Source organism: Methylocella tundrae (assembly GCF_901905185.1).
Classification (GTDB): domain Bacteria; phylum Pseudomonadota; class Alphaproteobacteria; order Rhizobiales; family Beijerinckiaceae; genus Methylocapsa; species Methylocapsa tundrae.
Window position 1 is genome coordinate 91,445 of record NZ_CABFMQ020000098.1, and the last position, 26,033, is coordinate 117,477.

Here is a 26,033-nt window from a genome sequence, read left to right on the forward strand (position 1 = left end):
TGAGGCGCTTAGACTGAAAAGGCCGTTTCCGCCGGCGTGGCTCTCGAAAATCGGTGAAAATCGCAGCGAAACCAGGCCAGAAGCCTCGCTCCTTATCATGCAGCGAAACGACGGTACAGGGCGCGCCGGGCAAATGCCGAAAAGTTGCAGATTTTTCGGCGCCCTCGGCGAAACCTCGGCTCAGACCTCGTAGATCGCCGATTCGGGAGGGGTCAGAACCGCATCCGGATCTTCACGCGCCTCAATGATGACTTGCGCCTGCGCCCACGGATATTCGTCGGTGAGCGTCAGATGCAGCACGGCGCGAAAGCCCCTCGGCGTCAAGCTTTCCAGCCGCTTCGCAGCGCCCCCCGTCAAATTCAGGGTCGGCTGGCCCGAGGGAAGATTGACGACGCCCATTTCCCGCCAGGCGACGCCAAAGCGCAGTCCCGTGCCAAGCGCCTTGGCGCAAGCCTCCTTCGCGGCGAAACGCTTCGCGTAGGAGGCCGCCCGCCCCGCCCTGCCGTCGGATTTGCGGCGCTCGACGTCGGTGAAGCAGCGGTTGGTGAAGCGCTCGCCGAAGCGCGCCAGCGAATCCTCAATGCGGCGAATGTCGCAAAGATCATTGCCTAACCCTATGATCATTGCATCAATCCGCCTCAAGCCGCCCTTGCCCGCCCGGCGTCCATCGCCGCGCGCATGCGCTCGATCGCCGCCCCAAGCCCGATGAAAATCGCCTCGCTGACGAGATAATGTCCGATATTCAGTTCGGCAATTTCCGGCAGCGCCGAAATAGCCTCGGCGGTGATGAAATCGAGGCCGTGGCCGGCATGACATTCGATGGCGAGATCGTCGGCCAGCGTCGCGGCCGCCTTGATCCGGGCGAATTCATGATCGGCCCGCTCGATCTCGCCGTGAGCGAGAGCGTCGCACCAGGCGCCGGTATGCAATTCGACGACCGGCGCGCCGATCGAGCGCGCCGCCTCGACGGCCCTGCGTCCTGGCTCAATAAACAGAGAGACACGCACGCCGGCTCTCGCAAGCTCCGCCGTGACGAGCTTCAAATGATCATGTCCGTCATGGACATTGAGGCCGCCTTCTGTCGTGCGTTCGCTGCGCCGCTCCGGCACCAGACAGCAGGCGTGAGGCCGCGTCTCCAGCGCGATCGAGACCATGTCGTCGGTCGCCGCCATCTCGAAATTCAGCGGCGCCGAAATTTCCCGCCTGAGGCGCGCCATGTCGTCGTCGCGGATGTGGCGGCGATCCTCGCGCAAATGCGCGGTTATGCCGTCCGCGCCGGCCGCGATCGCGACCAGAGCCGCGCGCAGGGGATCGGGAAAAGCGCCGCCGCGCGAATTACGCAGGGTCGCAACATGATCGACGTTGACGCCGAGACGGGGGCTGTGCGGCATGGGAATTCGGCCTTATTGAGACAGTTTGCAGCGGTTCGACTACCACGAAAGACTGCTGGCGGCATCTCCAGCCCTGTCGGCTGCATTGAATAATGAAATCCGCCTCGAAAAACGACCCCTGCATTTGTAATTCTTGTGGTTTTGAGGTTTGTTGGGGTTAATTGGTCTGCCAAACTCCGCCATCTCCGCATTTCCACGCATCGCGCCCCGAGGGCAGTAGAGACGTGCAGGGAGGAGAAAATGGCTAGCTACACGCAGTTCGCGCTGACCGACCGCCGTGATGTTCTTTGTGGCGGCGGGGCGTCGCTTTTCGCGGCCATGGCAAGTTCGCTTCTTGCCGGAACAGCGCCCGTCCGGGCTGATCAGGTTTCGGGCCATGTCCCCGAGGTCGACCAGCTTGTCGTGACGACGGTCGTCGACAGTTATCAGATCGCCGTCGCCCCTGACTTCAAAACAGGCAACGTCGGCGTCAAGCGGTTTGGCTTCGCGCTCAGCGACCAACCGCCGAACCGCGCTATCGCCAGTGAATTCGGCCTGTCGTTGCATGTCGCCTCAAAACTGGGCGCGCAAATCCGGAACGTTCTGATTGATTTTGCTTTCACGCCGGAAGCCTTGAACAATAATGTGGCTTTGCTGGACCTTGATCCCTCGCGCATCGATGCGCTGGTTCTGTCGCATGGGCATTACGATCATTTTGGCGGCCTCCCCGGTTTTCTCCGCCAGAATAAAGGGAAGCTTCAGGCGAAATTGCCGATCTATCTCGGCGGTGAAGAATGTTTTTGCGCGCGGCAATGGAACGCGCCGCCGACGAAGGGTGATTTCGGCGCCCTCGACCGCGACGCCTTGAAAGACGCCGACCTAACGGTGATGTTTTCGCCAGGACCGGCGCTCGTCGGCGAGCATGGCTTCACCACCGGACAAGTCAGCCTCGCCTCGTTCGAAAAAGTGCTGGCGCCGAGTTCAATGCGTATCGGCCGGGTTGGCAATTTCGGCTGCTACGCGGCCGATTTCACCGAAGAGGAACGGACCAAAGGCGTGATCCCCGATCAGTTTCGTCATGAGATCGCGACGGCCTATCATTTGAAAGGACGCGGCCTCGTCGTTTTCTCCTCTTGCAGCCACCGGGGTATCGTCAATATCGTTCAGCAAGCAAAAGCGGCTTCCGGCGTCGATAAGATCCACGCCGTCGTCGGAGGGTTTCACCTTGCTCCTTATAGCGAGGATTATGTTCGCGAGGTCGTCGCGGCCTTGAAGGAGATCGGGCCGGATTATGTCATCCCGATGCACTGCAGCGGCGAGCCATTCTACGAGATCATGAAGGCGGAGCTTCCTGCGAAGCTTTTGCGCTCCTACACCGGAACGCAATTCACCTTCGAGACGTAGGATGTGATTTCCCGCATCGGGAGGCGTCGCGGCTATCTGGCCTCAATCGCCCGACTCCGGCGCGTCTCATTCAGCGGCGAAAGCTTACCCGTTGACCCGCTCGACTTTGCTGACCACCGACCGCGAACGTAAATTCGAAATGATCGCATTAAGGTGCTTGAGGTCGTTGACCTCGAGGTCGATTGTCATTTCGCGGAAATCCGCCGAGAGCGGGCGGAAGACGATATTGTCGATATTGGCGGCGTGATCGCCGATCACGCTCGAAATCGTGCCGAGCGCGCCGGGCTCATTGATCGCCGTGATGACGATGCGCGCCGGAAAGAACTCGTGCCGTCCTTCGTCTATGTCCCACCGCACGTCCAGCCAGCGCTCCGGCTGTTCGTCAAAGGCGGTCAGCGCCGGCGACTGAATCGGATAGATCGTTATGCCTTCGCCGGGCGTCAGAATGCCGACGATGCGGTCGCCCGGCACGGCGCCGCCGTTCGGCGCGAAGCGCACCGGCAGATCGCCCTGCAGGCCCCGAATAGGGATGGAGTTCTGATTTTGCTCATAGCCGCCTTCGCCCGGAATTTTGAAAACGAGGCCGGCGCCCTTCTTCATGCCGAACCAGCCGGGTTCTCCGCGCGGACGCGCTTGCGCCGTCTTGCGCTCCTCCATGAATTCCGGATAGACGGCCTTGACGACATCGCCGGAAAACATCTCGCCACGGCCGACCGCTGCGAGGACATCCTCGACGCTTGCGCGAGCCAGCCGGGGCAATACAGCCTTGAGCTTGTCTTCCGCGTAAGGTTTGCCCGCCCGCTCGAAGGCGCGCGTGACGATCTGGCGCCCGAGCCCCGCATATTGCGAACGCACCGCCTCGCGCGTCGCCCGCCGGATCGCAGAACGCGCCTTGCCCGTGACGACGAGGCCCTCCCAGGCAGCGGGAGGAACCTGTCCCTCGGCCCGCGCGATCTCGACCTCGTCGCCGTTCTGCAGCTCCGACAGAAGCGGGGCGTGCAAGCCGTTGATCTTGGCGCCAACCGCGGAATCGCCGACGTCGGTATGGACCGCATAGGCGAAATCGATCGGCGTCGCGCCGCGCGGCAGGGCGATCAGCCGGCCTTTCGGAGTGAAGCAGAAAACCTGGTCATGGAATAATTCGAGCTTTGTATGCTCCAAAAACTCCTCGGGCGTATCGCCTTCGGCCAGCATTTCGATGGTCCGCCGCAGCCATTGATAGGCGCGGCTCTCCCCCGTCAGCGTCTCACGGTCCGCGGCGACCCCGTCTTTATAAAGCGCATGCGCGGCGATGCCGTTACGGGCGATGTCCTGCATCGCTTCCGTGCGCACCTGCAGCTCGACGCGCTGCCGGCCGGGACCGACGACCGTCGTATGGATCGACTGGTAGTCATTCTGCTTCGGCGTCGAAATATAGTCTTTGAATCGGCCCGGGACGACGGCCCATTTGGTATGAACGACGCCGATGACGCGATAACAGTCCTCGACGCTTTGGACGACGACCCTGAATCCAAAGATATCGGACAATTGCTCGAAGGCGATCGATTTGCGCTCCATCTTGCGCCATACCGAATAGGGCTGCTTCTGACGCCCTTCGACATGGGCCTTGATGCCGCGGGCGGCGAGTTCGTCGGCGAGCTCCCTTTCGATCGTCGCAATGATCTTGCCATTCTTCTGGCGAAGATCCTCGAGGCGCGTCTGGATCATCGCATAGGCGTCCGGCATCAGATGCTTGAAGGAAAGATCCTCAAGCTCATCGCGCATGCCCTGCATGCCCATGCGGCCGGCGAGGGGCGCATAGATATCCAGCGTTTCCTCAGCGATGCGCGCGCGCTTTTCCGCCGGCACGAAATGCAGCGTCCGCATATTGTGAAGGCGATCGGCGAGCTTGACGAGAAGCACCCGAACGTCTTCCGCGACGGCGAGCAGGAGCTTGCGAAAATTCTCCGCATGCGCCGCCCGTTTCGAGACGAGATCGAGTTTTTTCAGCTTGGTCAGACCATCGACCAGGCGGCCAATATCCGGGCCGAACAGCCGGTCGATTTCCTCCCGCGTCGAGTCTGTGTCTTCGATCACGTCATGCAGCACGGCGGAGACGATCGTCGCATCGTCGAGCTTCATGTCGGTCAGGATTGCGGCGACTTCGAGCGGGTGCGAAAAATAAGGGTCCCCTGACGCGCGCTTCTGCGCGCCATGCGCCTTCATGGCGTAGACATAGGCGCGGTTGAGCAATACTTCGTCGGCTTGCGGATTATACCGCCGCACCCGGTCGACGAGTTCATATTGCCGCATCATGGTTCGAACGGACCCGTCGCGTTGAAGCAATGAGGAAAGACGGCGTATCGGAAAATCGGCGTATCTAACCGGCCGTCGCGCCCAACGCTGCCGAGCGATGAGCGCCGGCGCAGGCTTTGCTGTTCCCGATGAGCCGAACACAACGCGTGTTTCTCAAACAATATATCTTAAAACATGTCCAGTCTTGGCAAAAATCTGGAAAGAGCGGCGACAAGCGCCTGTTTTGTCGCGCGATTGTGGAGGCGCCCCGCAGGTTTGAAGGAGACGGAGGTCTGCCTCTTCCGCGTCCGCCAACCGTCTCTGAGGCCGCGCCGGAACAACCGGGGCAGATACAGCCAGACCCTCCGACTCCAGCTCAGCCAGAACTGTTCGTCACGCAACTGTCACGAAAACAGGCGTTGATCATCTTCGCGGCCGCAAACCGGGCGGGTCCACGGGGATCAGTTTATGACGCCCGTGCGACATTCTTCGCAGCGGCCTTGCGCTGTAAAAGTCTGGGAGATTTCTTTAGCGACTCGCGCGGCGCGGCCGGTGGCGAGCGCTACTCGCCTTCGTCCTCTGTCTCAGCCGGAGGCACGAGGCCTTCGAGGCCGCGCAGGAGATCTTCCTCGGTCATCCGGTCGAACTGAATGTCTCCGGCGGCGTCGGAGCGCGAGTCCTGCTGTGCCGACGACAGGGCGGGCACCGCCTCGAGTTCGGGCTCATCCACCTCAACATGCTTCTGCAGCGACTGGATGAGATCTTCCTTGAGATCGTCAGGCGTCAAAGTCGAATCAGCAATTTCACGCAAAGACACGACGGGATTCTTGTCATTGTCGCGGTCTACCGTGATATGACTTCCAGCTGCGATCATGCGCGCCCGATGGCTCGCGAGGAGCACGAGCTCAAACCGGTTTTCGACCTTGTCGACGCAATCTTCAACGGTGACGCGGGCCATAGAACGCTCGCTCCTTCGTTCGAGACAATTTGGGGATTGAAGTTGATCTATCCCCGAACGCGCACCGGTGGCAAGCGCAATCTTGATAGGACAACCTTAAGCGGAACAGGCGCGCTGGATGAAAGCGTCATTATGCGCCTTAAATAAAAATATTTTGTCGTTTAGGACGCGATTTGGTCATGATCGTGCGTATGCTTAAGCTCGGGCGAGGAAATGATTAACGATGACCCTGCGTGACCATTGGAGTGTAGTGTTAACGCCCTATTTAGAGGTATAAACAAAGGGCGCGGCTCTCTTCGCCGGTGATTTTTTTCCTAAAGACCGTTCAAAGAAGCCGATTTTTGCGCTTCATGCGCGAAATAGACCTACCAACAAAATGGTCGAGGCGCTTAAGCGGCCAGTTCAGAAAATTCCGTCTGGGTTCATCAATTTTTATTAAATTTTGTGGGAACCCTTCACACACCTCAATAATTGAATTACGCCTACTTAGGCGCGTATAAAAAAACGCCGAGCATTTTTGAATTTTGCCTCAGGGTCTGAGTTCGAATGAGCGAAAAAACGGAACCCAATGATTTTGAAGAGTACACTTATGGCTGACCAGGAGCGAATAGCGCTTTTCATCGACGGCGCCAACCTATACGCGACAGCTAGAACGCTCGGATTTGATATTGATTACAAGCGTCTATTAAAAGAATTTCAAAGCAGAGGCAAACTAATCAGGGCTTTCTACTATACGGCTCTGGTTGAAGATCAGGAATATTCTTCCATTCGCCCGCTCGTTGATTGGCTCGATTATAACGGCTATTCGGTCGTGACGAAGCCGGCCAAAGAATTTGTGGACTCGCTTGGCCGCCGTAAGGTCAAGGGCAATATGGATATCGAACTCGCCGTCGACGCGATGGAGATGGCGGAGCATCTTGACCATATCGTGCTGTTTTCCGGCGACGGCGATTTCCGCTCCCTCGTTGAAGCCGTCCAGAGAAAAGGCGTGCGCGTCTCCGTCGTCTCGACGAACGCCACCCAGCCAGCGATGGTGGCGGACGAACTGCGCCGACAAGCGGATGAGTTTATCGACATCATCCATCTCGCCGCGAAAATCGGGCGTGATTCCGGCGAACGGGGCGAGCGGCAGCATAGGCCGGCTCAGGATCGCCGGGCTGCGCCGGTCGAACAGTTCGATTCGGCACTGGCGGACGACCGTCTGGAGTGAGCGCGGACACTTCGGCTCTCGAATCGCCGTCGCGTCACGCCAGAAGCGAGCCAGGCACCAATTGTCCCCGCTGTCCGCGCCTTGTCGCTTTCCGTCAATCCGTCCGGGTCGCGGAGCCGACGTGGCATAACGCGCCGGTCGCCACCTTTGGCGATCCCATGGCGCGGGCGCTCATCGTCGGGCTGGCGCCCGGACTTAGAGGCGCCAACCGGACGGGACGTCCTTTCACCGGAGATTTCGCCGGCGATCTGCTTTACGCCACCCTGCTCGAATTTGGTTTCGCAGAAGGGATTTATCGCGCCAGCGCAGACGACGGCCTGCGCCTCAGGGACTGCGCCATCAGCAACGCCGTACGCTGCGTGCCGCCCCAAAACAAGCCGACGACTCAGGAAATCGCGGCCTGCCGGCCCTTTCTTAAGGCGACGATCGAGGATCGCCCCGAGCTTCGCGTTATCGTCGCGCTCGGCCGCGTGGCGCATGAGTCGGTCCTGCGCGCAGCGGGGATGAAATTATCCTCCTTCGCATTCGCGCATGGCGCGGCGCATGATCTCTGGTGGCCGGAGGGCGCGACGGTCCGTCTTTTCGACAGCTATCATTGCTCGCGTTACAACACCAACACAGGCGTTTTGACGCCCTTGATGTTTCGCGAGGTCTTCGCGGCGGTGCGGCGCCGGATCGACGAGTTGGGGTAGGCTTCAAAAAAAGCGGCGCGGCTGCCCTCAGGCCGCTTCTTTCTCAATCAGAATCTCGGAGGACGCCTTCGGCTCGGCGGGCGCCCCCACCCACTCCGAATGCGGCGGGATCTGTTCGCCCTTCATCACCAAGGTCAGAGGCCCAAGCCTGGCGTAATCCGCGACATAGGTATCGTAAAGAACTGTCGAGCCAGCGCCGACCGTGACTCCGGCGCCGATGACGACGCGGCCGACTTTCATCACGCGGTCTTCGTAAAGATGCGTCTGCAATGCAGATATTGCGTTCAGCGAGGCGAAGTCGCCGACGCTGACACAGTCGAATTCGGTGATGTCGGTCATGTCCATATAGACGCCCCGCCCGAATTTCGAGCCAAACAGGCGCATCATCCAGGGCAGGAAAGGCGTGCCGCGCAAATGGTCGAGCAGCACCTTGCCGGCCATGCCCCAATAGATCACGGCTACGGCCTCGGTGCGCATCGCCCACCAGGACCACATCGGCCGCACCATTGGTTCATAGCGTCCCATGGTGAGCCATTTCAGCACGATGACGACAATCGTCAGGGCGAGGCAGATGGCGATTGAAGACACGGTGAACTGGAGGAGCACAAGAGCGTAATCGCCATCGAGCACGCTGGCGCTGAACCATTCGACCGCCCAGGTGCCGAAGGTAATGAACAGCATGGTCGGCATGGAGATCGTGACGGCCTCGAAACAGGCGCGCAGGAATTTCTTCCAGGGCGGCGCCTCATAGGTCCAATTCGATCCGCCGGCGTCGAATTTCTGGCGGACGGGCAGTTTGATCGGCGGCGAACCGAACCAGGTGTCGCCTTCATTCATCAGATGGTTGGCGGGCGGTTTCGATTTGATGCCGATGAGAGCGTTGGCCGGAATGTCGCTGCCTGTCGGCACCACCGCGCTATTGCCGACGAAAACCCGCGGCCCTGTCCTGACGCGACGCAGGAACATCCAGCCATTGCGGATTTCCTCATCGCCGAGCACGACTTCATCGGCGATGAAGTTTTTCTCGCCGATCTCGACGAGATCATAACGGCCGGAGAGATTGGTCGAGATCTCGGCGTCCTTGCCGATTTTGGCGCCCATCAGACGATACCAGGCGCGCATATAGACCGTAGCGTAAAGCGAGGACAACGTCTCGAGCGTGATCTCGGTCGCGAAGGTGACGGCCCATTTGCGCAGATAGAACCAGGAATGGACGGAATAGCGCCCTTCCCGCACGCGCGGCAGAATGATCCAGCGGCAGGCCGCGATGAAGCCGACCGTGACGAGGACCATCACGAATGCGGTCGGCCAGGCCATGATCGGAATCGAGGCCATATAAAGCGTGCGGTCGATGTCGGCGATGCCGACCATATCGTCGATTCTGTCGAATACCCAGAAAGCCGGGAAAATCGGCAGCAGACCGAGCGGCGGAATGGCGAGGAGCAAAATGAGGTAAACGCCCGCCATGATGAATTTGCGCGGTTTGGACGCCGTCGAGGGCGCGTCAAGTTCGGTCCGGTCGACGACGCCGAACTTGCGCGCGGGCGAGCCGTCCCAGCTTTCCCAGGCGCCGATGCGACCGCCCGAACCCACGGATGTCAAATCGCCGATTTCCGCGCCTGCGCCGATGACGACGTCTTCTTCAATCACGCAGGACGAGCCGATATAGGCTTCATCGCCGATCGTGATCGGGCCGATGACGAGTTCATTGCCCTCGACGCGCGCGTTGGCGAGATTGGCGATCGAGCCGATGCTCGCGCCGGCGCCGAACGAGACAAGGTCGATCGCGCCGGCGTCGACCTCGCCGATCATCGCGTCTTTACCGACCTTGGCGCCGAGCGCGCGCAAATAGAAGCGCATGAAAGGCGAGCCCTGGAACCATTTGATATGGATCAGGCCCATGAAGCGCCGGGCGAGCCACCAGCGATAGTAATAGACGCCCCATAATGGATAGCGCCCCGGCCGGGTGCGCCCGATGATGAGCCATTTCGCGGCGATGACGATCGCGACCGTCGCAATGTTAATGCACATATAGACGGTGACGAGTGAGATGATTTCCTCGGCCAGCGTGGCGTCGGCGCCGGTCAGCAGCATGTAGCTGACGAAAACGCCGAGCCATTGCACGGTGACAAGCCCAAGGATGACCGGTAGGGCGACGGCCTGCGCGAGCCCGCAGAGGAAGCGCCGCAGCAGGGGCGGCGGAGAAAAGCCGAGATCTTCGGGCCCCGCGAGATGCGCCCATTTGCTGTCGAGCAGTTCGCCGATCGCGCGCAGCGAGCGCGCCGAATAGACATCCTGCAAGGTGATGCGGGCGAGCGCCGGCGTTTTGCGGACGATTGAGATGAATCGCGCCGCCAGCAGCGAATGGCCGCCGAGATCGGTGAAGAAATCAGCGTCGAAAGGAATCGCCTGCGGCGGCAGCACGTCTTTGGCGGCGGCGAGAAGGCTCGCTTCCGTTGGCGTGCGCGGATCTTCCTGAGCGTCGCCGCCGTCGGTTTCGGACAGGGCAATAAGCTTCAAGGCCTTGCGGTCGACCTTGCCAGAGGACAGCTTCGGCACTGTCTCGATCGTCTCGAAGCGCGAGGGCACCATATACGCCGGCAGGCTCGCGCGCAGCGCGCTGCGCAAAACGCGCGTTTCGAGTACCTCGCCCTGCACGGGCACGACAAAGGCCACGAGCTGTTCGATGCCGTGATCGCTGCGCAACACAACGGCGGCGTGCGCGACGCCCTCAATGTCGCCGAGCTTGGCCTCGATCTCGCCGAGTTCGACGCGGAAACCGCGCACCTTGACCTGATCGTCGATGCGGCCGCGAAACAGAAGTTCGCCGTTCTCGTCGATCGCCACGGCGTCGCCGGAGCGATAGAGCACGGGATCGTCCGTCCCGGTGGTGAAAGGATTGGCGATGAATTTGTCGGCCGTCAGCTCGGGACGCCGAAGATAGCCCCTCGCGACGCCCGGACCGCCAATAAGGAGTTCGCCTTCGACGCCCGGCTCCAGCAGATTCAGCTGATCATCGACGACATAGCACGAGTAATTCGGTATCGGCCGCCCGATGGTGACAGGCGTCCCCGGCGTCACTTCGGCCACCGTCGCGACAACCGTCGCCTCGGTCGGACCATAGGAATTGAAAATCCGGCGCCCTGGCCTGCACCAGCGGTTGGCGACCGCCGGAGGACAGGCCTCTCCGCCAAGAATGATGATGCGCAAGGTGGCGACGTCGCGGGGCAGAAGAGCCAGAAGAGTCGGCACCGTGTCGAGCGCCGTGACGCCATTGGCTTCCATAATCTCGGGCAATTTTTCCGCTTCGCCCAAAACCTCGGGCGTCGCCACAAAGAGGCTCGCTCCAACGAGATAAGGAACCCAGATCTCTTCCATCGAAAGGTCGAAGGCGACCGAGGCGCCCTGAAAGACGACATCGCTGGCGCTGAGGCCGTAAACCTCGTTGGCGGCGCGCAAATAGTGACAGATATTGCGCCCCGAGATGACGATGCCTTTCGGCGTTCCCGTCGAGCCCGAGGTATATATGAGGTAGGCGGGCGAATCGGGCGTCGCGCCGAGCGCGCGGGCGTCGACCCTCTTCGCATCGGAAGGATCAATAAGATCGCGAAATGTCCAGCTCGGACATGGCATGCGCTCGCCGAGCTTTTCGGCGAAATCCGGCGAGGTGACGATGGCTTTCGCTTCGGCGTCGTCAAGACAGACGGCGATTCGTTCGACGGGCGCGTCGCCGTCAAATGGCAGCCACGCCGCCCCGACCTTGGCGATGGCGAGCTGACCGATCAGAAGATCGGGGCCTCGCGCCATCCAGAGGCCCGCCACATCGCCCGGGCGCAACCCTTTGCGGACAAGCCCGCGGGCGATGGCCTCCGCTTTGGCGTCGACTTCGCCATAAGAGAGTTTGCCGTCGCGGGTCACCAGTGCGACGGCGTCCGGATCAGCCGCCACCGTTGCGGCGAAGATTTCACTCAGCAATTCGTCGCGAATCAGGTGAGGCGCCTGCGGGCCGCGCAGGACGGAGCGCCAGCCTAGCTCTTCGAGACTCTCACTGCGAGGAAAGAGGGCCTTCGCGGTCGCCGCGCCAAGCGACATCTTCGATCCTGTTTCAGTCATTGCGCCGGAACTCTTCCATGGCATTTAAAAGTGAAGCAGTTCCAAATTTCGATTGCGCATATTGTGCATTGAAACGCTGGCGACGCCGGACAGGCGGTGCTCCCTCGATCGCGCGACGCCGCCGGTTTTCAGGCAGGCTCACGCTTCGAGTTATTGTACTCCTAATGTGAGAGTCTAGCCTGAATGAGGCATGAACGGCAAACGTCCAGTTCTCCAAGCGTCAGCGTAACGGGCGGTAGCTTCGCGCCTGCCGCTTAATCCTTGCCGAGGGCTGCAATGTCGGGGGCCGCCGGATTTTTCATGCCGACGATATGATAGCCAGCGTCAACGTGGAGAATTTCACCGGTGACGCCCCGCGCCATTGGCGACAGCAAAAAGACCGCGCTTTCGCCGACTTCTTCAATGGTCACAGAACGCCGGAGCGGAGCGTTATATTCGTTCCATTTCAGGATATAGCGGAAATCGCCGATCCCCGAGGCCGCGAGCGTTTTGATGGGACCGGCCGAAATGGCGTTGATGCGGATGTTCTTCTCGCCGAGGTCGGCGGCGAGGTAACGCACGCTCGCCTCGAGGGCCGCCTTCGCGACGCCCATCACATTATAATGGGGCATCCATTTTTCGGCGCCGTAATAGGTCAAGGTCAGCATCGAGCCGCCATGCGCCATGAGCTTTTCGGCGCGTTGCGCCACGGCCGTAAAGGAGTAGCAGGAGATCAACAGGGAGTTGCTGAAATTTTCGGCCGTGGTGTCGACGTAGCGGCCGGTCAACTGATCCTTATCGGAAAAGGCGACGCAATGGACGATGAAATCAAGCCTTCCCCAACTCCGCTCGATTTCCGCGAAGGCCGCGTCGAGGGTCGCGGCGTCAGTGACGTCGCAATGGCCAAGCACAATGCCGCCCAACTCCGCCGCAAGGGGCCGGACTCTCTTTTCCAGTGATTCCCCCTGGAAGGTGAAGGCAAGTTCCGCGCCGGCCTCATAGGCCGCCTTGGCGATGCCCCAGGCGATTGAGCGATTGTTGGCGAGCCCAAGTATCAAGCCGCGTTTGCCCGCCAGAATGCCGGATCGCGTCACAGCATGGGTCAATGCTTCCGGTTGCGTCATTCTCGATCCGGATTTGAAATGAGGAATGCGATCGATGGAACGGCCGCTGCGTCAGCCGCGTTTAAGGACTATCCATCTTGAAAGCAAGGTTCGCGAACGCGGAAGTTGCTGAAGCTTGCGGTTGGACAATCAAAATTTATTTCGTCCATAGCCAGAAAGCGCGACCGGCATTACTATTTGTGTGATGGGAGAAGAGTCGGAAGCGCCATGTTGGCGTGGGCTATGGAGCGCGAAGTGGGTTTGCGAGAGGATCTGAATTTGCTTGCGCCGCGGCTGCGCCGCTATGCGCGAGCCCTCGTCGCCGGACATCCAGGTCCAAACGAGATCGCCGACGCCTTCGTCGGCAGCGTCTTGCGGCGGGCGCTGGACGCAGGGCTGTCACAAACTGCGCCGGACGCAGATCTTTTGGCCTATTCCATTCTGATCGACACGCATCGCGAGCATCATCGCGTCGCGGGCCTCGGAGCCCCGAGTTTCGGCGCTCCGGCCCATGGCTCCAGCGCTCTCATCAAGACAGGCGGCTCATACGCGACCGATCTGCATCCGTCCGATAAGCTCGCAAGTGTTTTCATCTCAAATGACAATCTTTCCAGCGCCCTGTCGGCGCTGAAGCTGGAGGAGCGGGAAGCGCTGCTGCTCGTCAGCCTTGAAGGCTTCACCTATGCCGAGGTGGCGCGAATTCTGAAAATCTCCCGCCCCATTTTGATCGCGCGTCTTTCGAGGGCCCGCGAAAGACTGCCGAAAAACCTGCAGGGACGCCTTCCCGCCCGGGCCAAATCCCGCCCGACCCACCTACGGGTGGTCAAATAGAAGGTGCGCTGGCGTGAGCGGCTCTTTGCCCCCGATCAGCGACGAAGACCTTCATGGCTTCGTCGATGGGGAAATTTCGCCTGAGCGACGTCGCGCCGTCGAGGCCTTTCTCGCCTCTTCGCCCGCCGACGTCGAACGCGTCGACAGCTGGCGGCGTCAGGGCGACATCATGCGCGCCGCCTTCGCGCGGGTCGAGGCCGAGCCGCCGCCACCCTCCCTTTTGCTGCCGAGTCCCGCCCGTAAGCGAACCCTCTTCTGTCTTCTTCGGGCGGGCGCCGATCAGCCCGCGAACGGGTCTCAAAACGCTTCATCTTCGTCGGGGTGGCGTGCGGCCGCCGCTGCGATACGGTCCGGCCTGTCCAAACGGCGATCCACGCTCGCAGCCTTCGCGGCAGGAGCAATCACGGCGTTTGTCGGCATATTCATCGCCGATCGTCTTCATGCGCCGCCCTTTTCGGATAACATCCACGCGCCGGCCGCCGACAAAGGCCTGGCCGAGCGCACGCTGTCGGCCCTCTCGGCGTTCAAGCCGTCAAGGATAGCAAACTCATCCAGCGCAGCGGCGGGCAAACCCGCCCTCGCGCCGAATCAAAACACGCTCGTCATTCCCAATCTCTCAGCGGCGGGCCTGACGCTCGTCGGCGTTCGCGCCGCCCCGGGGCTCGCAGGCCCCGAAGCCGACAGCATGCTGTGCCTATTTTACGCCAAGGCGGCAGAGCCGCCCTTCGCGCTATGCGTCGCGCGCGACGGGAACGGCGGCGCGCCGGGTTTCCATATATCCGGCCAATTCCCAGGCAATGGCGGCGCAAGCGTCATCAGCTGGCGCCAAGCGGACGCTGTCTACTCACTCGCCGGCGCCGTTCCCGAGGCGAAATTGCGAGAGCTCGCCAATCGCGTCAGCGCCGAGGTCGCGGCTTTCGACGCGCGGTGAAAGCCCGCCGCCGCCGCTCCAAAAGGAGCCCGCGATTTCTTTCGCGAAGCCCTGAGAATCCGGAGGCGATCCAAGCCTTTGCCTCCAGAACCGGATAAAGCATCGCCTTAACAAAACGCGGTAAGCTCCTAAAATGGAAGCGATTTTCTCATTCAGCCAGATGAGAAATCGCTCTCCACGGTGCAGCGGCCGCTTAATTCCAGTTGCGAATGTCGACGAAATGGCCGGCGATCGCCGCCGCCGCCGCCATGGCTGGCGAAACCAGATGGGTGCGCCCGCGAAAACCCTGACGCCCTTCGAAATTGCGATTCGACGTCGAGGCGCAGCGTTCGCCCGGGGCGAGCCGGTCGGGATTCATGGCAAGACACATGGAGCAGCCAGGTTCGCGCCATTCGAATCCCGCCTGTTTGAAGATCACGTCGAGGCCCTCCGCCTCAGCCTGCTGCTTGACGAGGCCGGAGCCTGGCACGACGAGCGCATTGACGCGCGGCGAAATATGCTTGCCTTCGATCATTTTCGCTGCGGCGCGCAAATCTTCGAGACGGCCATTGGTGCATGAGCCGATGAAGACGCGATCGATCGCGATGTCGGTGATTTTCTCACCGCCCTTGAGGCCCATATAATCGAGAGCGCGCGCGATCGAGGCGCGTTTGTTCTCGCTCGCGGCCTGATCGGCGCGCGGCACCTCGCCCGTGATCGCGGTGACGTCTTCCGGGCTCGTGCCCCAGGTGACGATCGGAGGCAGGCTGGCGGCGTCGAGCCGCACCTCTTTATCGAAATGCGCGTTCTCATCGGAGCGCAGGGTCTTCCAATAAGCGACGGCGGCGTCCCAGGCCGCGCCCTTCGGAGCCTTCGGCCGGTCTTTGAGGTAGGCGAACGTCTTTTCGTCAGGCGCGATGAGACCGGCGCGCGCGCCGCCCTCAATGGTCATGTTGCAGACCGTCATACGGCCTTCCATCGAGAGGGAACGGATCGCTTCGCCGGCGTATTCGATGACATGGCCGGTGCCGCCGGCGGTGCCGATCTCGCCGATGATCGCCAGCACAATGTCTTTCGCGCTGACGCCGTCCGGCAAAACGCCGTCGATGGTGACGCGCATATTCTTCGCCTTGGACTGGATCAGGGTCTGCGTCGCCAGCACATGTTCGACCTCGGAGGTGCCGATGCCATGCGCGAGCGCGCCGAAAGCGCCATGCGTCGAGGTGTGGCTGTCGCCACACACAATGGTTGCGCCCGGCAAGGTAAACCCTTGTTCGGGGCCGATAATATGAACGACGCCCTGACGCGGATCGAGTTCGTTGAAATATTCGACGCCGAACTCTTTGGCGTTGAGCGCGAGCTGCTCCACCTGAACGCGGCTTTCGGGGTCGTCGATGCCCTTCGAGCGGTCGGTCGTCGGAACATTATGGTCGACGACGGCGAGCGTCTTTTCCGGCGCGCGAAGGCGGCGTCCGCTCAGCCGCAAGCCTTCGAAGGCCTGGGGGCTGGTCACCTCATGGACGAGGTGACGATCGACATAAATGAGGGCCGAACCATCTTGAGCCTGATGCACCAGATGATCATCCCAGATCTTGTCGTAAAGCGTACGCGGATGTGCCATTTGACGAACCTATGATGCGCCGGATGCGCGCTTTTGAAAAAAAGTGCTGAAGACGGCAGTTCTTACTCGCAAGATCTGTCGCAGGGAAGTACCCTGCCCTGGATCTTTGATTGCTATATAGGAGCAGAGGACCTAATGCGCCCGTCGGTTGCGCCCTATTTAACGGCATCCCCTGCACTTGCCGCCATCGCCTATTACACCACCGTCTTCGGGGCCACGCAAAAGTCGATCATGCCGGCGTTCGACGGGCTGCGAATCATGCACTGCGAACTGTCGATCAATGGAGGCTCGGTGATGCTCGCCGACGCTTTCCCCGAGCTTGGCCACACCCGCATGCCAATGCCGGGCGAACTCGTCACGGCGTCCGTCAGCCTCGAATATGCAACGGCGAAGGAGGTCGACGATGTTTTCGCCAAGGCCACGAGCCTTGGCGGCAAGGCGGAGACCAGCCCGACCAAATCATTCTGGGGAACGCGGTTCGCGACTTTCCGCGACCCCTTCGGCCATCGCTGGATTTTGAACGGGCCGTTAAAATAGTTTTCTGCTGGCCCGGGCCGCGCGAGCGACCCGGATCCTGCAAAAGCCTCATTCGGCGGCGGGCGCAGCATCCTTCTTGACCTTGGCGGCAGCCTTAGCTTCCTTCTTCGCCGTTTCGCGCGCGGCCTTGGCGGCGGGAGACTCCATCTTTTCCGCGATGCGGGCCGACTTGCCGCGGCGATCGCGAAGATAATAGAGCTTTGCGCGGCGGACCTTGCCGCGGCGGATCACTTTGATTGATTCGATATTCGGGGAGAAAATCGGAAACACGCGCTCGACGCCCTCGCCGTAGGAAATCTTTCGGACCGTGAAGCTCTCATTGAGGCCGCCGCCAGTTCTGGCGATGCAGACGCCTTCATAGGCCTGCACGCGGGTGCGCTCGCCTTCCTTCACCTTGACGTTGACGACGACCGTATCGCCCGGCTGGAACTCCGGGATTGTCTTGCCGGCGAGCAATTTGGCGGCCTGTTCGGCCTCGAGTTCGGCGATGATGTTCATTTGAGTAAAGACCTTGTCCTTCCGCCGGATTTTTCCGGCGAGCGTTTTGACGCGCTGTTTTCAATTGAAGGGGTGGTCTCTACACGAGAGAGGCGGCGTTGTCGAGAGCATGAGGCAGAGGCATCGCCTCTTACAAATTGAACTCTCTCTTTATGATCAGAAAGAGCTGCGTCGCGCTATGCCGATCAAATTGAAGCGTCTGGCTCTGCTTTTGCGGCGTTTCACGCTCAGCAGAGCCTCGCGTGTCGAGTTGCAGTATTGGGGCTTCGGCACCCTCTATTGTCAAGATCGACCAATAGCACGGCACCTGGGTTGGATGGAGTTTTGGTCGCTTGATCTCGTCGCCAACAAGCTCAGTTACTAAAGCCATTCCCTTTTCCCTCTCGGACTGCCTCAAAAAGCCGCGTTATCGGTCATCGAATTCTCAGCCTGCTGAAGACGCAGGATGCGTGCTATGGTCAATCGCGATTAAAGGGGCTCACTCCATTCCCTCGACCGCCGCCCAAATCCGCGCAAGATCTTCCGGGCGCGACAGCCTATGATCGCCATCCTTGATCAGCGTCAAGGTCGCGGGGTCGCCATGCATGTGCTCGATCAAGGTCAGGGCGTGACGCCAGGGCACATCCTCGTCCTGCATGCCTTGCAGGATATGCACGGGGCAATGGCTGCGGATCGTCGCGTCAAGGAGAAGGTGGCGGCGACCTTCCTCGATGAGTTCGCGGCTGATCGGATCGGGCTCGGGCCGGTAGCGCGATGGTCGAGGCCAGACCCCTTTCGCCTTCAGCGCCGCCCGCGCCTTCGCCGGCATCCTGTCCCAGATCAATTTCTCCGTGAAATCCACAGCCGGCGCGATCAGCACGAGCCCATGCAGACGCGCGGACTCGCCAGCCGCGAAAAGCGCCCGCGCGGCCAAAAGCGCCAGCCAGCCGCCCATCGACGATCCAATGAGAATTTGCGGGCCCTCGGTCAGCGCGCGCACTACGGCCAGCGCTTCTTCCAGCCAGAGGCCGATCGTCGAATCGTCGAAACACCCCTCCGACTCGCCGTGACCGGAATAGTCGAAGCGCACATAAGCTCTTCCGGCCTCGCCAGCCGCGCGCTCGAGATAGCTCGCCTTTTCGCCGCGCATGATGGAGCGAAAGCCGCCAAGCCACACAAGGCCCACGCCATCGCCAGCGGAAGCGGCGCGCCGCAAAAAGGCGATGCGCCGGGCCTTCGCCCCTTCCCCGACATGAAGAAACCGCGGCTCCCCCGGCGCCAAGATCCCGATTTGCAAAGCCCGCTCTTCCACCACCCGACGCGCCCGTCTATGCTCGATTCTTCCGGTTGTATCGAGAATTTATGGTTCCGCTTTGCAGCCTTTGTTCTTTGAACGCAGTCACGTTTAATGTCATCAGGCTCAAGCTCACCATTTCGTGACAGGGCGACGCACCCGCTGGCGGGCGTCACCGTGCTCCAGATCGTTCCGGACCTCGAGCCCGGCCCCGTCGCCCGCGCGGCGATCGACATCGCTGGCGCTCTGAGCCGCGTCGGCGCCAATGCGCTGGTCGCCAGCCGCGGCGGCGCCCTCGTCAGCGAGCTGCAGGCCAAGGGCGGCGTCTTCACGCGCTTTCCCGCCGATGCGAGAAACCCCGTGAGCATGGCGCTGAACGTGCGCCGCCTGACGCAATTGATCAAAACCGAGCGCGTCGACATCGTTCATGCGCGCTCGCGCGCCCCTGCCTGGGTCGCCTATGGCGCGACGCGCCTCATCAAGACGCCGTTCGTCACCAGCTTCCAGGGGTTTTACGCGCGCGGCGGACCGCTCGCCTTGCGCTATAACTCGATCATGGCGCGGGGCGATTCGATCATCGCCGATTCGGCCCATACCGCGGACCTGATCGTCAATCTCTATCCGGCAGCCAAAGCCAAGGTTCACGTTGTCCTCGGCGGCGTCGATTGCCGCGTTTTTGTGCCGAAGGCCGTTGCGCCGGCGAGAGTCCAGGCCGTGCGGCGGCTTTGGGGCGCAGCGCCCGACGAGCGCGTGGTCTTGCTGGCGGCCGGCGCACGCGCCTCGAGCAGCTATAAGAGCCTGATCGAGGCGGTTCTGAGATTGGCCAGCCAGGATGCCGCCGCGACGCTTCTGCGCGAAGCCAAATTCATTATCGCCTGCGACGAGCCCGGCGCCGCCTTCGCCAAGGAAATCGACGCCGCGATCGCCAAGGCGGGGTTGCAATCCGTCATGCGGCGCAGCGAGATCGGCCCGGACCGGGCCGCCGCCTTGCTTGCGGCGTCGGCCGTGGTTGCGCTTTCTGCCAATCCCGACGCCTTTGCCGGATTTGCGCTCGAGGCGCAGGCAATGGGAGCGCCTGTGATCGTCGGGGCCTCGGGCGCCGCGTCGGAAACCATTCTCGCGCCGCCCGGCGTCGATGAAACCGCCCGGACCGGCTGGCGGACGCTCCCTGACGAACGGGCGCTCGCCCATGCATTGAGCGAGACCTTAAGCCTTGGCGCGACGGCGCGCGATCGGCTTTCCTTGCGGGCGCGAGCTCACGTCGAATCGCAGTTCTCCATCGAGATGCTGCGATCGCAGACCCTCAGCGCCTATGCGGCGGCGCGCGGCGACGGCTGATAAGACATTTTTTGCTGGTCTGATTAAATAATGCGCAGACGAAAGCGCCACTTTACGTGGCGAGCATTGACTTCGTCGGGTAATGAACCGATGTTTTATTTTGAGTCCATTCATTGATGCGGCCATAGGCGGTTTGGCGTCCAGTCTGGATTTGATCAATCACCATGAAGGAGACAACGCCATTCGCCGTCCGATGAAAGCTCCCCCGGTCCCGCAAAAGGACGGGCCACGCATCAACCGCGAAATCCGCGCCCGTGAAATTCAGTTAATCGACGCCGAAGGCCAAAATCGAGGCGTCGTCGATACGCTCGTAGCGCAGCAATCAGCTGATGAAGCCGGCCTCGATCTCGTCGAGATCGTTCCCACCGCAAATCCGCCCGTTTGCAAAATTCTCGACTACGGCAAGTTCCGCTTCCTCGAGCAGAAGAAATCGGCCGAGGCCCGGAAGAAGCAGAAGATCGTCGAGATCAAGGAAATCAAGCTCCGTCCCGGCATCGACGAGCACGATTACGACACCAAGATGAAGGCCGTCCGGCGCTTTTTCGAAGAAGGCGATAAAGTCAAGGTGACGCTCCGCTTTCGCGGCCGTGAAATGGCCCATCAGGATCTTGGCTTCAGGCTTCTGGAGCGCGTGAAAACCGAAACCGGGACGATCGCCAAAGTCGAAGCCGAACCGTCAATGGAGGGGCGCCAGATGGTCATGGTGCTCGCGCCGAAATAAGCGCGAGCGGGGCCCTCGCCCCGCTTCCAAACAGATTCGATTCCGCGCTCAAAGAAGCGAGCGTCATCTCGGCGAATGGGCAGCGTCGGAGCGCCATCCCGGCGCTCTTTTCATGTCTGTCCCGGCTCGGCCAGCGCGAACGACCCACCGTCACAAAGAGCCGATTCGGCTTAACTATCGCGTTCGCCCGCAGAGGCTGACGCCGGCGCCGCGAGGTGAACGAAGCTTTCGACCACCCTCTCATAGACGGGACGCTTGAAAGGAATGATCAGATCGACAAGATGGTCGATCGGAGCCCAGCGCCATGCGTCGAATTCCGGCTTCTGGCCGCCGGCCGGATTGTCGATATCTATCTCGCCGTCATCGCCTTCAAAGCGCAGGGCGAACCATTTCTGGCGTTGCCCCTGGAAGCGGCCTTTCCACGACTTTCTCGAATATTCCTCGGGGAGATCGTAAGTATACCAGTCGGGCGATTCAGCGAGAAGGGAGGCTGAATACACGTTGGTCTCCTCGCGCAGCTCCCGCATAGCGGCGTCGAAGGGATTCTCCCCGGGGTCGATGCCCCCTTGCGGCATTTGCCATTCATGGCCGACGCGCGGCTGTTCGAGCGGCCTTTTCGAGCGTCTGCGGCCGACGAACACGAGCCCGTCGCGGTTGAGCAACATGATGCCGACGCACGGACGATAATTCCCAAACTGCGTCACTGGATAACCTCGCCTCTCATCAAGCCCGAGGGATCGCGTCGAACCTGAACCGCTCGTTGCGAGGTATTAACCTGCGCTAGGGCCCCTGCGTCTAACGGCGCGACGCTTGAAGTCGAAAGCCCGGCCGCAGGCAGCTTCAAATATGTTGAACGCTCCCGTCATATGGTCCAGAGCGCGATTTCATCGGTAAATCGCGCTCCTCCTTGTGCTGGCGCGATGATCGAAACTGAACCATCGCGCTTCTTTTTTGTCGCGACGCCGGGCTTTTCAGAACCGCACGGCTTTCCCAGTCATGCCAAGCGCGCGGCCGGGCTTAATTCGGGACTTTCTCGGCTTCGTCGGCCGGTTGCGTTGTCGTCTTGCTCGAGGTCTTCGTCACGCCGCGCAGAATGTCTTCGGCGGCGGCGAGCTGCTTATCGTCCTTTTCATTCGGCGGAACATAAGCCTGAGATCCGCCCTTTTCATCATCGCCGTTCTTCAGATGACCCTTGAGCGAAGCCTCGCCCTTGGTGTCGTCCTTGCCTTTCAGATCGTCCGGAACGTCTTCCAGCACGATGACGTCGGGCTCAATGCCCTTCGCCTGAATGGAGCGGCCGGATGGCGTGTAATACCGCGCCGTCGTCAACCGCACGGCGCCATTGTTCTGGCCGAGCGGAATGATCGTCTGCACTGAACCCTTGCCGAAAGAACGCGTGCCGAGGATCGTCGCGCGCTTGTGATCCTGGAGGGCGCCGGCGACGATTTCGGAGGCTGAGGCCGAACCGCCGTTGATCAGCACCACCAGAGGCTTGCCTTTCGAAAGATCGCCGGGATGAGCGTTATAGCGCATCGACTCGTCGGCGTTGCGGCCGCGCGTCGAAACAATCTCGCCACGATCGATGAAAGCGTTGGAAACCGCGATCGACTGATCGAGGAGACCGCCCGGGTTATTGCGCAGATCGAGAATATAACCCTTGAACTTATCAGCCGGGATATCCGTCTGGAATTTCTTGATGGCGTCAACGACGCCGTCCCCGGTCTGTTCGTTGAACTGGGTGATCCGGATATAGCCGATATCATCGCCGACCTGGTGCTCGCGAACCGACTTGATCTGAATGACGGCGCGCGTCAGCTTGATGTCCTGGGGATCCTTGTTCGGCCCGCGCAGCACTTTCAAGGTCACGGCCGTGTTCGGAGCGCCGCGCATTTTGTCAACGGCCTGGTTGAGGGTCAGACCCTGCACATTCTCCCCGTCGATCGCGGAGATGATGTCGCCCGACAGGATGCCGCCGCGAGAGGCGGGCGTATCGTCAATCGGGGTCACGACCTTGATGAGGCCGTCTTCCTGAGTCACCTCGATGCCGAGACCGCCGAACTCACCCCGCGTCTGCACCTGCATGTCGCGGAAGCTCTTCGCGTCCATATAGCTCGAATGCGGATCGAGAGAACTCAGCATGCCGTTGATCGCGGCCTCGACGAGCTTCTGCTCGTCCGGCTTTTCGACATAATCGGAACGGATTTTTTCGAAGACATCGCCGAAGAGATTGAGATTTCGATAGGTATCGGACGCGGCCGCACGCGCCATGCCATCCGAAAACACTCTCGTCTGCGTACCGAGCGTAACAACCGAGGCGCCAAGAACGGCGCCAAGCATGACCAGTGAAACCTTCCGCATCATCCGCGAACCTTTTGCAATTCCGGCTTCGCCCACCATGGGCCCGGATCGATCGCCGCCCCGTCTTTCCGAAACTCGATATAGAGGATAGGCTGCGCCGCCCCGATAGCTATAGCCGCAGCCGTCTTTGCCGATCCGTCGCCCATCACCGCGACCGGCTCCCCAGCCAAAATGAACTGCCCTACGTTTACGTTGATCCGATCCATCCCTGCAAGAATAATATAGTAACCCTGCCCCGCATTGATGATCAAGAGTTGTCCATAGGTGCGATAAGGCCCAGCATAGGCTGCCCAACCATCGCAGGGCGAGGCTACAACCGCCTGCGGGCGCGTTGCAATCAACATGCCCTTCTCAGCGCCGCCAAAACCGTCCGGCGCGCCAAAGCCGCGCTGAAGCGAACCCGCTACGGGCAGCGGCAGCAACCCCTTCGTATCCGCGAAAGCGCTCGCGGGGGCGAGCCGCGCAGGATCCTTGAACGGCGCCATCGCCAGCTTGCGCTGCGCTTCCGGCACCGCCGCCTGCGCCGCCTTCTGCGCTTCGTCAGACTTGCGCGCAGCCTCCGCCCCGCGGGCGGCGGCGGCATTCTCGGTCTCCATTCTGGCAATCAGATCTTTAAGGCTCGCAGCCTGTTTGGCAAGCTCAGCCGCGCGCGCATTTTCCGCGCCCAGCGCCTCTTCCGCCGCCGCCAGCGCGGATTGGCGGGCGTCGATCAGAGCGGCGAGACGCTGACGATCGACGCCGAGTTTCTCGACGTCGCCTGCGAGTGAATCGCGCTCAGTGGCGATCGAACGGCGCAATTGTAACAAATCCGAGAGGTCGGAGGCGAGCGCTTCAGTCTCGGCGCGCATCTCGGGAAGCACTGAACCCAGCATCATTGACGTTCTGATCGCCGCCAGCATGTCTTCTGGAGCGACGAGCAGAGCCGGCGGCGGCTTGCGTCCCATCCGCTGCAGGGCCGCCAGAATCTCGGCGATGACCTGGCGACGGCTGGCGAGCGAGCGCCGGATCGCCTCCTCGCTTCCGGTCAGCGTATCAAGTCTTGCTTCCGCCTCGCTGATCTTGCGTTCGCGGCCGTCGATTGTTTGCACGAGATCAACCAGCGCCGTTGAAAGCTTCGCCCGATCGGTGCGGATCGAGGCGACCTCCGCTTCGATTTTGGCGCGTTGCTCCTGCGAGGCCTCGATCGTGTCCTGCATGCCGCGCAGTTCGAGCCGGCGCCCGCTCAACGCATCGGCGCTGTCGGATTTTTGCATTTGGGGCGGCGGGTCTTGCGGTGTGGCTTGCGCGAGGGCTTGCGGCGAAAAAGACAAAAGGCTGACCACGAGCGCCAGCGATGCCGCTCTCTTCGCGCCGAAGCCGCTGCGGTCAGGCAAAATTCGATGAATCACTGTCGCTCTCAAGCCGGCTACACTCAAGGCGGAACATGGCCGAAGCGCGGCGGATCCTGCAACATCGCGGTGTTCAAGCATCGCGCGAGAGCGCCGCCGCCTTGCTGAATGCTCGGCCGACATAAAGCCGGACGAGTTCGCGCGCCTCTGCGATGAGCGCCTCCTGCCCGGCCCCGGCTTCTTCCTGGGCGACAACCGGCGCGATTTTCAAAAGGTGGAGAAGCACCGCCGCCATGCGCTCGGCCTCGGCCCCCGGCAAGGTCGTTGTGGCGGCGACAAGCAGCGTCGCGAGCCGTTCGCGTATGCTGTTGCGCACCGTCGAGCGCTTGTCGGCGGCGTCGCTGCGCGCATCGACAAGCGCGACCGCGACGGATCGATCGGATCGTAGGTCGAGCATGAGGTCGACCAGGGCGTCCGCGATCGCATCCGGCGAGAGCTTCGGCGCCCGCTCTGCGATGCCGTCGAGTGATTCCTTGAGAAGCGCCCAGTAGCGGCTGAGGATAGCGTCGGCGAGCACATCCTTGGTCGGAAAGAAGCGGTAAAGCGAGCCGATGGCGGTATTCGACCGCGCCGCGATCTCGCTCATCGTGGCGCCGTCATAGCCCTTCTCGGTGAATACGGCGGCGCCGGCGTCCATGATCGCGGCCACGCGCAATTTGCCGCGCGACCGCTTTGGTTCGAGCGCCATCGCGGCCGTTGACTTTTGCGAGCACATCCTCAACTATCCGTTTTACGAATTCATCCTCGCATATCATCGCATCGCGCGGCCGTCACCTTGCGCGCTCCGCGCCGCCGGGAGCCGCGCCTCGCAGAAAGACGCCAAATGTCCGATTTTGATCTCCGCGCCGCCGCTCTCGTTCTGATCGACCTGCAAAACGGCATTGTCGGAATGCCTCTTGAGCCGCGTTCCGGAACGACGACGCTCGCCACGGGCAAATCTCTCGCCGGCCGTTTCCGGGCAGCTGGCGCGCCGGTGATTCTGCTGCGCGTCGCATTTGCTGAAGACTTTGCCGACAGGCCGCCGCCGCGCGTCGATCAGCCGATGGCGCGTCCGGAAGGCGGATTGCCTGCTGACTGGAGCACGCTCGCGGAAGGGCTCGCGCAGCCAACCGACATTGTCATCACCAAGCGGCAATGGGGAGCCTTCTACGGGACCGAGCTCGATCTCCAACTGCGGCGGCGCGGCGTCCGGACGATTGTGCTCGGAGGGGTTGCGACCAATTTTGGCGTCGAATCGACGGCGCGCCAGGCCTGGGAGCATGGCTATGAGGTCATCCTCGTGGAAGACGCCTGCGCCGGCATATCGGCGGAACTGCACGATATGGCAATCCGGCATATCTTTCCGCGCATCGCCCGGGTGGCTCAAAGCCGGGACATCACTTTCGCCGGCGCCAGCGGCGAGCTCGCCTGACGCACGATGTGGATGCGAAAAATCCGCAGCTTTCGGCGCGGTCT

The 26,033-nt window shown here is 61.4% G+C and carries 23 protein-coding genes; 9 read left to right on the forward strand and 14 right to left on the reverse strand.

What is annotated here, in order from left to right; translation table 11 throughout:
- Positions 1-180 precede the first annotated feature (180 nt).
- On the reverse strand, positions 181-624 hold the full coding sequence (gene acpS, locus MPC4_RS15405; RefSeq protein WP_174513286.1) for a holo-ACP synthase: 444 nt from the start codon (positions 622-624) through the stop codon (positions 181-183).
- A 14-nt stretch (positions 625-638) separates the two neighbouring features.
- On the reverse strand, positions 639-1,391 hold the full coding sequence (locus MPC4_RS15410) for a pyridoxine 5'-phosphate synthase (RefSeq protein WP_174513287.1): 753 nt from the start codon (positions 1,389-1,391) through the stop codon (positions 639-641).
- A 240-nt stretch (positions 1,392-1,631) separates the two neighbouring features.
- Between MPC4_RS15410 and MPC4_RS15415 the strand changes: the two genes are divergently transcribed.
- On the forward strand, positions 1,632-2,774 hold the full coding sequence (locus MPC4_RS15415; RefSeq protein WP_174513288.1) for an MBL fold metallo-hydrolase: 1,143 nt from the start codon (positions 1,632-1,634) through the stop codon (positions 2,772-2,774).
- A gap of 84 nt (positions 2,775-2,858) precedes the next feature.
- On the opposite strand, the gene MPC4_RS15420 is transcribed toward MPC4_RS15415, so the two are convergent.
- Both MPC4_RS15420 and rpoZ read right to left on the reverse strand, forming a co-directional pair.
- A complete protein-coding gene (locus tag MPC4_RS15420) occupies positions 2,859-5,069 on the reverse strand; it encodes a RelA/SpoT family protein (RefSeq protein ID WP_174513289.1) in 2,211 nt (736 codons plus the stop codon).
- Between the two features lie 541 nt (positions 5,070-5,610).
- Complete coding sequence (gene rpoZ / locus MPC4_RS15425) at positions 5,611-6,006, reverse strand: DNA-directed RNA polymerase subunit omega (protein ID WP_134488246.1); 396 nt, start codon at positions 6,004-6,006, stop codon at positions 5,611-5,613.
- Positions 6,007-6,595: 589 nt separating this feature from the next.
- On the opposite strand from rpoZ, the gene MPC4_RS15430 reads away from it, so the two are divergent.
- Both MPC4_RS15430 and MPC4_RS15435 read left to right on the forward strand, forming a co-directional pair.
- Complete coding sequence (locus MPC4_RS15430) at positions 6,596-7,216, forward strand: LabA-like NYN domain-containing protein (protein ID WP_174513290.1); 621 nt, start codon at positions 6,596-6,598, stop codon at positions 7,214-7,216.
- Positions 7,213-7,908: a uracil-DNA glycosylase gene (locus tag MPC4_RS15435; protein WP_174513291.1), complete on the forward strand. Its 696-nt coding sequence runs from the start codon at positions 7,213-7,215 to the stop codon at positions 7,906-7,908. Before MPC4_RS15430 ends, MPC4_RS15435 begins: the two co-directional genes overlap by 4 nt.
- Positions 7,909-7,935: 27 nt before the next feature.
- Here the strand turns inward: MPC4_RS15435 and MPC4_RS15440 are convergent, their stop codons facing one another.
- Positions 7,936-12,021, reverse strand: coding sequence for a Pls/PosA family non-ribosomal peptide synthetase (locus MPC4_RS15440; protein ID WP_244629049.1), 4,086 nt, complete (start codon positions 12,019-12,021; stop codon positions 7,936-7,938).
- A gap of 254 nt (positions 12,022-12,275) precedes the next feature.
- The gene (fabI, locus tag MPC4_RS15445; RefSeq protein ID WP_174513292.1) at positions 12,276-13,124 is read right to left on the reverse strand and encodes an enoyl-ACP reductase FabI; all 849 of its coding nucleotides are present in this window, start codon (positions 13,122-13,124) and stop codon (positions 12,276-12,278) included.
- Positions 13,125-13,358: 234 nt separating this feature from the next.
- Between fabI and MPC4_RS15450 the strand changes: the two genes are divergently transcribed.
- A complete protein-coding gene (locus MPC4_RS15450) occupies positions 13,359-13,934 on the forward strand; it encodes a sigma factor-like helix-turn-helix DNA-binding protein (RefSeq protein ID WP_244629050.1) in 576 nt (191 codons plus the stop codon).
- Positions 13,935-13,947: 13 nt separating this feature from the next.
- Positions 13,948-14,865 carry an anti-sigma factor family protein gene (locus tag MPC4_RS15455; RefSeq protein WP_174513293.1) on the forward strand — a complete coding sequence of 306 codons (918 nt, stop codon included), beginning with the start codon at positions 13,948-13,950 and terminating at the stop codon, positions 14,863-14,865.
- 193 nt (positions 14,866-15,058) lie between these two features.
- Here the strand turns inward: MPC4_RS15455 and leuC are convergent, their stop codons facing one another.
- A complete protein-coding gene (gene leuC, locus MPC4_RS15460; protein ID WP_174513294.1) occupies positions 15,059-16,465 on the reverse strand; it encodes a 3-isopropylmalate dehydratase large subunit in 1,407 nt (468 codons plus the stop codon).
- 135 nt (positions 16,466-16,600) lie between these two features.
- Here leuC and MPC4_RS15465 point away from each other — a divergent pair, with 135 nt between their 5' ends.
- Positions 16,601-17,002, forward strand: a complete 402-nt coding sequence (locus tag MPC4_RS15465; RefSeq protein ID WP_174513295.1) for a VOC family protein — start codon at positions 16,601-16,603, stop codon at positions 17,000-17,002.
- 48 nt (positions 17,003-17,050) lie between these two features.
- Here MPC4_RS15465 and rplS read toward each other — a convergent pair whose 3' ends face one another.
- The 3 genes from rplS to MPC4_RS15480 form a co-directional block, all read right to left on the reverse strand.
- Positions 17,051-17,500 (reverse strand): 50S ribosomal protein L19, encoded by a 450-nt coding sequence (rplS, locus tag MPC4_RS15470; RefSeq protein WP_134488258.1) that lies wholly within the window; start codon positions 17,498-17,500, stop codon positions 17,051-17,053.
- 130 nt (positions 17,501-17,630) lie between these two features.
- Positions 17,631-17,870, reverse strand: coding sequence for a hypothetical protein (locus MPC4_RS15475; RefSeq protein ID WP_174513296.1), 240 nt, complete (start codon positions 17,868-17,870; stop codon positions 17,631-17,633).
- A 108-nt stretch (positions 17,871-17,978) separates the two neighbouring features.
- The gene (locus MPC4_RS15480) at positions 17,979-18,770 is read right to left on the reverse strand and encodes an alpha/beta hydrolase (protein WP_174513371.1); all 792 of its coding nucleotides are present in this window, start codon (positions 18,768-18,770) and stop codon (positions 17,979-17,981) included.
- 117 nt (positions 18,771-18,887) lie between these two features.
- Here MPC4_RS15480 and MPC4_RS15485 point away from each other — a divergent pair, with 117 nt between their 5' ends.
- Together MPC4_RS15485 and infC are read left to right on the forward strand one after the other, a co-directional pair.
- Positions 18,888-20,111 carry a glycosyltransferase gene (locus MPC4_RS15485; RefSeq protein ID WP_174513297.1) on the forward strand — a complete coding sequence of 408 codons (1,224 nt, stop codon included), beginning with the start codon at positions 18,888-18,890 and terminating at the stop codon, positions 20,109-20,111.
- A gap of 193 nt (positions 20,112-20,304) precedes the next feature.
- Positions 20,305-20,832, forward strand: a complete 528-nt coding sequence (infC, locus tag MPC4_RS15490) for a translation initiation factor IF-3 (RefSeq protein WP_174513372.1) — start codon at positions 20,305-20,307, stop codon at positions 20,830-20,832.
- A gap of 170 nt (positions 20,833-21,002) precedes the next feature.
- Here infC and MPC4_RS15495 read toward each other — a convergent pair whose 3' ends face one another.
- The 4 genes from MPC4_RS15495 to MPC4_RS15510 form a co-directional block, all read right to left on the reverse strand.
- Positions 21,003-21,536: an RNA pyrophosphohydrolase gene (locus MPC4_RS15495; RefSeq protein WP_174513298.1), complete on the reverse strand. Its 534-nt coding sequence runs from the start codon at positions 21,534-21,536 to the stop codon at positions 21,003-21,005.
- Positions 21,537-21,849: 313 nt separating this feature from the next.
- Positions 21,850-23,193 (reverse strand): S41 family peptidase, encoded by a 1,344-nt coding sequence (locus MPC4_RS15500; protein WP_134492366.1) that lies wholly within the window; start codon positions 23,191-23,193, stop codon positions 21,850-21,852.
- Positions 23,190-24,575: a murein hydrolase activator EnvC family protein gene (locus MPC4_RS15505; RefSeq protein WP_425312486.1), complete on the reverse strand. Its 1,386-nt coding sequence runs from the start codon at positions 24,573-24,575 to the stop codon at positions 23,190-23,192. The genes MPC4_RS15500 and MPC4_RS15505 overlap by 4 nt, the downstream gene beginning before the upstream one ends.
- 76 nt (positions 24,576-24,651) lie before the next feature.
- Positions 24,652-25,293: a TetR/AcrR family transcriptional regulator gene (locus MPC4_RS15510; protein WP_174513300.1), complete on the reverse strand. Its 642-nt coding sequence runs from the start codon at positions 25,291-25,293 to the stop codon at positions 24,652-24,654.
- A gap of 108 nt (positions 25,294-25,401) precedes the next feature.
- On the opposite strand from MPC4_RS15510, the gene MPC4_RS15515 reads away from it, so the two are divergent.
- A complete protein-coding gene (locus MPC4_RS15515; RefSeq protein WP_174513301.1) occupies positions 25,402-25,989 on the forward strand; it encodes a hydrolase in 588 nt (195 codons plus the stop codon).
- Positions 25,990-26,033 lie beyond the last annotated feature (44 nt).

Coding starts and splice junctions, on each gene's coding strand:
- MPC4_RS15415 (WP_174513288.1), top strand. CDS start 1,632: ATGGCTAGCTACACGCAGTTCGCGCTGACCGACCGCCGTGATGTTCTT.
- acpS (WP_174513286.1), bottom strand. CDS start 624: ATGATCATAGGGTTAGGCAATGATCTTTGCGACATTCGCCGCATTGAG.
- MPC4_RS15465 (WP_174513295.1), top strand. CDS start 16,601: ATGCGCCCGTCGGTTGCGCCCTATTTAACGGCATCCCCTGCACTTGCC.
- MPC4_RS15475 (WP_174513296.1), bottom strand. CDS start 17,870: ATGGCTTTAGTAACTGAGCTTGTTGGCGACGAGATCAAGCGACCAAAA.
- infC (WP_174513372.1), top strand. CDS start 20,305: ATGAAAGCTCCCCCGGTCCCGCAAAAGGACGGGCCACGCATCAACCGC.
- MPC4_RS15410 (WP_174513287.1), bottom strand. CDS start 1,391: ATGCCGCACAGCCCCCGTCTCGGCGTCAACGTCGATCATGTTGCGACC.
- rplS (WP_134488258.1), bottom strand. CDS start 17,500: ATGAACATCATCGCCGAACTCGAGGCCGAACAGGCCGCCAAATTGCTC.
- MPC4_RS15485 (WP_174513297.1), top strand. CDS start 18,888: ATGTCATCAGGCTCAAGCTCACCATTTCGTGACAGGGCGACGCACCCG.
- MPC4_RS15430 (WP_174513290.1), top strand. CDS start 6,596: ATGGCTGACCAGGAGCGAATAGCGCTTTTCATCGACGGCGCCAACCTA.
- MPC4_RS15510 (WP_174513300.1), bottom strand. CDS start 25,293: ATGTGCTCGCAAAAGTCAACGGCCGCGATGGCGCTCGAACCAAAGCGG.
- MPC4_RS15420 (WP_174513289.1), bottom strand. CDS start 5,069: ATGATGCGGCAATATGAACTCGTCGACCGGGTGCGGCGGTATAATCCG.
- leuC (WP_174513294.1), bottom strand. CDS start 16,465: ATGGCACATCCGCGTACGCTTTACGACAAGATCTGGGATGATCATCTG.
- MPC4_RS15515 (WP_174513301.1), top strand. CDS start 25,402: ATGTCCGATTTTGATCTCCGCGCCGCCGCTCTCGTTCTGATCGACCTG.
- MPC4_RS15500 (WP_134492366.1), bottom strand. CDS start 23,193: ATGATGCGGAAGGTTTCACTGGTCATGCTTGGCGCCGTTCTTGGCGCC.
- fabI (WP_174513292.1), bottom strand. CDS start 13,124: ATGACGCAACCGGAAGCATTGACCCATGCTGTGACGCGATCCGGCATT.
- rpoZ (WP_134488246.1), bottom strand. CDS start 6,006: ATGGCCCGCGTCACCGTTGAAGATTGCGTCGACAAGGTCGAAAACCGG.
- MPC4_RS15440 (WP_244629049.1), bottom strand. CDS start 12,021: ATGACTGAAACAGGATCGAAGATGTCGCTTGGCGCGGCGACCGCGAAG.